Here is a 6,873-nt window from a genome sequence, read left to right as displayed (position 1 = left end):
GTTCGGCGGGGCCGGACTGCCCGGTGCGGTGAGTGTCCCGCTCTCGGTCGTCCTGGCTCTGCTGATCGCCACCGTGGTGCAGATGGTGCTGGGTGAGCTCGCGCCGAAGAACTTCGCGATCGCGCGGGCGGAGGGTCTCGCCAAGGCGCTGTCCCGGTCGACGCTCATGTATCTGGCCGTCTTCGGCCCGGTCATCCGGCTTTTCGACCTCGCCGCCGCCAAGCTGCTGCGCCGCATCGGCGTCGAGCCGATCGAGGAGCTGCCCGAGGGGGCCACCGAGGAGGATCTTGAGCAGATCATCGCGGAGTCGCGCGCCGAGGGTCAGCTGGGTCCCGAGCTGTCCGAGCTGCTCGACCGCGGCCTCGATTTCCGCCGTCGGACGGCGGCCGAGGTCATGGTCCCGCGGGTCGACGTCCGCACCGTGCGTGCCGGCGACCCGCTGACCCGCGTCGTCGATCTGCTGGACACCGGCCACTCCCGCTTTCCGGTGCGGGCGGAGGACGGGGTCGACGAGATCATCGGGGTGGTGAGCATCGCCGACGTGCTGGATGTGCCCATCGCCGAGCGGTCGACGGCCACGGTCGCCGACGCGACCATCGCGCCGCTGCTGGTGCCCGCGTCGCTGCGCGTGCCGGCGTTGCTCGACCGGATGCGCACCGGCCACCGGCAGCTCGCCTGCGTCGTCGACGAGTACGGCGGCTTCGCCGGCATCGTCACGCTCGAGGACATCGCCGAAGAGCTCGTCGGCCCGATCCGTGACGAGGACGACCTGCCCGAACCGGCCCCGGTGCGGCAGGACGACGGCAGTTGGGTGGTGCCGGCCCGCTGGCGCATCGACGAGGTCGAGGACGCGACCGGCCTCGCGCTGCCGGAAGATCCCTCCTACGACACCGTGTCGGGCCTTGTCATGTCGCGCCTCGGCCGGGTGCCCAAGGTGGGCGACGAGGTCGACGTGGAACCGCCGCCGACCCTCGACGAGGACGCCGTCCCGATGGTGTTGCGCGTGCTCTCGGTTGACCGCCACGTGCCCGGCACCGTCCGCGTCTCGCAGGCCGTGCCGTCGACGCCGGCGGCCGAAGAGGGGGCGTCGTGAACACCACCTGGGCCATCCTCTGCTCATTGCTGCTGCTCGCGGGCAACGCGTTCTTCGTCGCCGCCGAGTTCGCCCTGGTGGCCAGCAAGCGTTACCGGCTCGAGCACGCAGCCGCCGAGGGCAGCCGAGCCGCACGCGCCGCCCTCGACGGCAGCCGCGAGCTCTCGGTCATGCTGGCCGGGGCGCAGCTGGGCATCACGCTCTGCTCGCTCGGGCTCGGCGCGCTCGCCGAGCCCGCGCTCGAGCACCTGCTCAGCCCGCTGCTGCACGCGATCGGCCTGCCGGACGTGCCGAGCCACGTGATCGCGTTCCTGATCGCCCTGGTCATCGTCACCTTCCTGCACCTGGTGATCGGCGAGATGATGCCCAAGTCGTGGGCGATCACCCATCCGGAGCGGTCGGCCACCCTGCTGGCGCTGCCCTTCCGCGCCTTCACCCGCATGGTCCGGCCCGGCCTGAATGCCCTGAACGCGCTGGCCAACGCCGTGCTGAAGATCTTCGGTGTACACGCGCAGGACCAGCTCGCCCAGGCGCACGGCCCGCAGGAGATGAACATCCTCCTCGAGCGCTCGGAGGCCGAGGGACTGATCGGCGCCGAGCAGACCGCCCTGCTGACGAGCATGCTGCGCCTGCAGGAGAAGAAGGTCAGCGACGTGCTCATCCCGGACGACCAGCTGGTCACGGTCACCCCGGACGCCGCCGCGGCCGACCTCGAGCAGGCCTCGCGCCGCAGCGGTCGCTCCCGGCTCGCGGTGGTCAACCCGGGTGGGCAGGTGGCCGGCGTGGTCCACGTCCGCGACGCGGTCCGCGCGACCACGTCCGGTCGGGAGGCCACAGCTGCGGAGCTGATGGACGCGCCGTTCACCCTCCGCGCCGACGTGACCGTCACCGACGCGGTGACGGCCATGCGCGGGGCGCGGGCGCAGCTCGCGATGGTCACCAAGAACGGCCGCCGGGCCGGGTTCGTGGCGTTGGAGGACCTGCTGGAACAGGTGATCGGGGAGTTCGACGACGAGACCGACGCGGTCCCGACCGGCCGGCGGATGCGCTGACCCCACCCCCGTGCGGGTCGTCATGCGCCCAGTGGGGCGCTCAGCCGCTCACGGAGCCGCTGCGCCGCGGCCGGCCACTCGTCCGCCGTCATGGCGAAGAGCACCGAGTCGCGCCACGACCCGTCCGGTCGTTTCCGATGCCGGCGGATCAGTCCGTCGCGGCTTGCTCCGAGGCGGGCGATCGCCCGCTGCGAGCGCTCGTTGCGAATATCGGTGTACCAGAACACCCGCTCCGCGCCGAGGACGTCGAAGGCCCGCTCGAGCAGTAACAGCTTCGACTCCGAGTTGACCCCGCTGCGCCACCACGGCCGGCCGAGGATGGTGTGGCCGATGGCGAGCGCCCGCCCGGCCTCGTCGACGTCGTGATACATCGTCACGCCGAGGACCTCGCCGGTCTCCGGGTGGAGCTGAACCCACGGCACCCGCTCACCCAGCCACTGTGCTCGCAGTGCGGCGCTCACGATCTGGGCCGTGTCGTCGCGCGTGGCCGGGCGCGGTGTCGGCAGGTATCGCCACACCTCGTCGTCGCCCAGAGCGGTGAACAGGCCGTCGATGTGGGCCGGAGCGAGCTGCTCGAGCCGCACGTGCCGGCCGCGCAACGTCACGGCGGTGTGCCACGGCGACCCGGTGCCCGGCAGATAGTCCGGCGGCGCGGCGCCCGTGCCGTCGTCCGGCTCCGGCGGCCCGGTCACCCGCCGGATCGGAAGCACCCCGGCCCAATGTGGAAGGCCGGCGTCCGCGGGATCATCGGCCACGCCACCGGTCCGTACCCGAACGGAGACCTCGTCGAGATCGAGCGCCAGCACGCTGGTCTGATCCAGCTCCTTGCGGGTCGGCTGCCGGGTGTCGTCGGCGCGACCGCGGCCGAGCTTGTCGACCAGCGCCGTCATCGCCATCCGCTTCTCCACCGGATCGGTCACCGGCCGGGCGGTGCCGTGCGCCACCACCGACCGGTAGTTGGCGCTGTGGTGGAACTGCGAGCGCGCGTAGACCAGCCCGTCGAGCAGGGTCACCGCGACACACACCGGCACGCCGTCGCCGCGCGCGGACAGGCCCAGCCGGCCGCCGGTCGAGCCGTGCAGGAAGACCGTCTCCCCGACGCGGGCGTGCAGCGTCGGCAGCAGTCGGGGCTCGCCGTCGACGACGAACGAGACGCAACAGTCATACGCATCGTCCAGAATCGCGTGCGCCGACTCACGGTCGTAGCGCATGCGGTCGCGATAGCGGCTCGCCGTGGTCCGGGCGGTCGGGGCGTAGAGGTCGGTCACCGGAAACCTCCTCGATGGAGAGCTTGCTCGCTTGCCAACGATGCTGTGCTAGTACAGAATTACTGCTGTGACAGCACAATATCAGGCGAGCGGCGCGAGTGCCGCAGCGATTTCCGCCAGCATCGAGTCCGGGGTCCGCGAGGGCCGGCTCGAGCAGGGCGCCGCGCTGCCGCCGGTGCGCGCTCTCGCCGATTCGCTCGGCGTCAGCCCGGCCACTGTGGCCAAGGCATACGGCGAGCTGCGCCGGCGCGGGGTGGTCGAGGCGCTCGGCCGGCGTGGCACCCGCGTGCGTTCCCGGCCGCCGGTCGCCACGCCCAGGTCGGTCCGGGGAGTTCAGGTGGCGCCCGGTGTCTGGAATCTGTCGGCGGGGGAGCCCGACCGCGATCTGCTCCCGCCGCTGGGGCCGGATCTCGGCGTCGTCGCCATGGATCTCGGCCGGCCGATCGGTTATGCCGACGCCGGCGTGCTACCCGACCTGGCGCAGGCCGCGAGGCAGCGGCTGACCGCCGACGGCGTCCCGTTGCAGGACGCGCACATCACCGTCACCAGCGGCACGCTCGATGCCGTCGAGCGGCTGCTCACCGCTCATTTGCGGCCGGGCGACGCGGTCGCGGTCGAGGATCCGAGCTGGGCCAACCTGCTGGACCTGATCGCCGCCCTGGGCATGCGCGCGATCCCGATGGCCCTCGACGCCGAGGGCCCGGTGCCCGATGCGGTCGCCCATGCGCTGAGCCAGGACGCGCGGGCCGTCGTCATCACCAGCCGGGCGCAGAATCCGACCGGCGCCTTCGTCACGGCGGCCCGATCGCTCGCCCTGCGCTCGGTGCTCGAGCGTCACCCAGGCGTTCTGCTGATCGAGGACGATCATGCCGCCGAGCTGGCCAGAGTGGGCCTCAGCACCATCGGCCCGGTGACCGGCTCGTGGGCCTTCATCCGCTCGGCGTCCAAGCCGTACGGTCCCGACCTGCGCATCGCGGTGGTGGCCGGGGACGCGGTCTCGATCGCGCGGGTCGCCGGGCGGATGCGGATCGGCAGCGGGTGGGTGTCGACCGTGCTGCAACGCCTTCTGCTGCGACTCTGGCGCGATGAGGGCGTCACCGCCGTGGTGCGCCTTGCCGCTCAGACCTACGAGGATCGGCGCGAGGCCTTGTTGTCCGCGCTGCTGGCTCGCGGCGTCGAGGCCATGGGTGCGACGGGCATCAACATCTGGGTACGCGTGCCGGACGAGACCAGCGCAGTCGGCGCGCTGCGCGAGGCGGGCTACGCGGTGGCCCCGGGGTCGCTGTTCCGCATCGAGTCACCACCGGGCGTCCGGGTCACCATCAGCGGCCTCGGCGACGACCGGGTCGAGGCGCTCGCCGACGCGATCGCCGCCGCGGTCGATCCCGTCGGCCCGGCCGTGGCGTCGAGATGAATCGATCGGGTGGTCCGGAGGGATCAGTCGGGCGGATAAGGGGTAGAACTCGTGCATGGCGAGGAACGAGGACCCACCCGGAGCGCAGAAATGGGTGCCGTCGCACGTCGACGACCTGGGCGATCTCAAGGCCGCCGCGGCGCAGTGCGAGGGCTGTGAGCTGTACCAGAACGCGACTCAGACCGTCTTCGGCCGGGGCGCGGCGGATGCCCGCATCGTCTTCGTGGGTGAGCAGCCCGGCGATGTCGAGGACAAGCAGGGCCTGCCGTTCGTCGGCCCGGCCGGTCGCCTGCTCCGTGAGGCCGTCGACGACGCCGGCATCGACCCGTCCTCGGTCTACATCACCAACGCGGTCAAGCACTTCCGGTTTGAGCTGCGCGGCAAGCGGCGGATCCACCAGAACCCCGGTCCGGCCCACATCACCGCGTGCCGACCGTGGCTGGTCTCCGAGTTCTCCCTGCTCAAGCCCGAGCTGGTGGTGGTGCTCGGGGCTACCGCGGCCAAGGCACTGCTCGGCCCGTCCTTCCGGGTCACCCGATCACGTGGCCAGCTCATGCCGTGGCCGGCGTCGGCGCAGCACCCGGAGGACTTCCCGGTCGCCGAGATCCAGGCGGTCGCGACCATCCACCCGTCGGCGGTGTTGCGCGCGGACGACCGCGAGACGGCCTATCGCGGCCTGGTCGACGATCTCAAGGTCGCGCAGGGCGCCCTGGCCGGCTGAGAAGGTCCGCCAGACCGTCGATGATCCGGTCCAGGCCGAAGCGGAACGACCGGTCCGGGTCGCCGACCGCGTTGTATTCCAGGCCGGCGACCTGGCCGACGCGGCCGGAGATGGGGTATGCGCCGTCCGGCATCACACGCTCCAGGATCGGAGCATTGATCTCCCACCACTGCAGGTCGGAGATGCCGGATCGTTCCGCGGTCCGCCGCGTGTTGACCGACGTGCGCGCGGCGGCCGCCGCAAAATCGCTGATCAGGGTGATGGTCTGATCCATCTCCAGGTCGGTGAATCCGGCGCCCTCGATCGCGGAGAGCTGCCACTCGAACCGGTCGGACACGTGCGGCCCGATCCAGGGCCGGCTCTCGTCGACCTGCAGCAGCCACGGGTGGCGGTGGAACTCGTCCCAGAGCTGCTGCGCGACCGTGGTGAGCCGGTCCCGCCACGTGCCGCTGAGCTCGGGCAACTCCCGCTCGCCGGCCACCTCGTCCACCATCAGGCCGATCAGCTCGGATCGCCCCGGGACGTAGGTGTAGATCGACATCAGCTTCAGGCCGAGTCGGTCGGCCACCTTGCGCATCGAGAAGGCAGGCAGCCCCTCGGCGTCGGCGACCTCCACCCCGGCGCGGATCACCTCGTCGACGCTGAACCGCTGCTTCGGCCCGCGCGTTCCCTGCGGCGTGCCGAGCGTCCGCCGCCACAGCAGCGTGAGGGTGCGGTCAACGTCCGAATTTTCCATGTGCGGAGATTACCCCGTGGGGTGTACGGTGTACCGCGCCACTTTTTCCGTGTGGCGTACGGAGTTAGGAGCACCGGTGGCCGACCACACTCTGACAGCGGACGGACTACGCAAGCGCTACGGCGATCTGCACGCCCTCGACGGCTTCGACCTGCACGTCGAGGCCGGCACCATCCACGGGCTGCTGGGGCCGAACGGCGCCGGCAAGAGCACGGCGGTGCGAGCCCTCACCACCTTGATCGACTACGACGACGGCTCGGCGCGGGTCGCCGGCTTCGACGTCCGGCGCCAGGCCGACCAGGTCCGGCGCCGGATCGGCCTGATCGGGCAGCACGCGGCGGTCGACGAGATCCTCGGCGGCCGGCAGAACCTGGTGATGTTCGGCCGGCTCTACGGCCTGAGCACCGCCGACGCCCGTACCCGGGCTCGTGAACTGCTTGTCGCCTTCGGCCTCGACGAGGCCGCCGAGCGGGCGGTCTCGACCTATTCCGGCGGCATGCGCCGCCGCCTGGACATAGCGGCCGGTCTCATCCTGACCCCGGCTGTGCTGTTCCTCGACGAGCCCACCGCCGGGCTCGACCCACGTGCC

7 protein-coding genes are annotated in these 6,873 nt (G+C 71.6%); 5 read left to right on the top strand and 2 right to left on the bottom strand.

Translation table 11 applies throughout. From position 1 onward, the window contains the following. A partial coding sequence (locus AB0M20_RS19995) for a hemolysin family protein (RefSeq protein WP_364300150.1) occupies positions 1–1,093 on the top strand: 1,093 nt, incomplete at its 5' end. After that, entirely contained in the window at positions 1,090–2,145 is a 1,056-nt protein-coding gene (locus AB0M20_RS19990) for a hemolysin family protein (protein ID WP_364300148.1), read from the top strand. The genes AB0M20_RS19995 and AB0M20_RS19990, both read left to right, overlap by 4 nt. A 20-nt stretch (positions 2,146–2,165) precedes the next feature. Here AB0M20_RS19990 and AB0M20_RS19985 read toward each other — a convergent pair whose 3' ends face one another. After that, entirely contained in the window at positions 2,166–3,413 is a 1,248-nt protein-coding gene (locus AB0M20_RS19985) for a bifunctional pyridoxamine 5'-phosphate oxidase family protein/GNAT family N-acetyltransferase (protein ID WP_364300146.1), read from the bottom strand. Positions 3,414–3,480: 67 nt separating this feature from the next. On the opposite strand from AB0M20_RS19985, the gene AB0M20_RS19980 reads away from it, so the two are divergent. Both AB0M20_RS19980 and AB0M20_RS19975 read left to right on the top strand, forming a co-directional pair. Further along, on the top strand, positions 3,481–4,827 hold the full coding sequence (locus AB0M20_RS19980) for an aminotransferase class I/II-fold pyridoxal phosphate-dependent enzyme (RefSeq protein WP_364300144.1): 1,347 nt from the start codon (positions 3,481–3,483) through the stop codon (positions 4,825–4,827). Between the two features lie 55 nt (positions 4,828–4,882). Then, the gene (locus AB0M20_RS19975) at positions 4,883–5,548 is read left to right on the top strand and encodes a UdgX family uracil-DNA binding protein (protein ID WP_364300142.1); all 666 of its coding nucleotides are present in this window, start codon (positions 4,883–4,885) and stop codon (positions 5,546–5,548) included. On the opposite strand, the gene AB0M20_RS19970 is transcribed toward AB0M20_RS19975, so the two are convergent. Further along, positions 5,517–6,284 (bottom strand): TetR/AcrR family transcriptional regulator C-terminal domain-containing protein, encoded by a 768-nt coding sequence (locus tag AB0M20_RS19970; RefSeq protein WP_364300140.1) that lies wholly within the window; start codon positions 6,282–6,284, stop codon positions 5,517–5,519. The genes AB0M20_RS19975 and AB0M20_RS19970 overlap by 32 nt on opposite strands. Positions 6,285–6,360: 76 nt before the next feature. Between AB0M20_RS19970 and AB0M20_RS19965 the strand changes: the two genes are divergently transcribed. Next, the coding region (locus tag AB0M20_RS19965; protein ID WP_364300138.1) for an ATP-binding cassette domain-containing protein at positions 6,361–6,873 on the top strand (513 nt) is incomplete at its 3' end.

Origin of the sequence: Actinoplanes sp. NPDC051633, from assembly GCF_040681735.1 — a bacterium.
GTDB lineage: Bacteria > Actinomycetota > Actinomycetes > Mycobacteriales > Micromonosporaceae > Actinoplanes.
The sequence above is the reverse complement of the archived record's forward strand: the minus strand, read 5'-3'. Positions and strand labels throughout refer to the sequence as shown.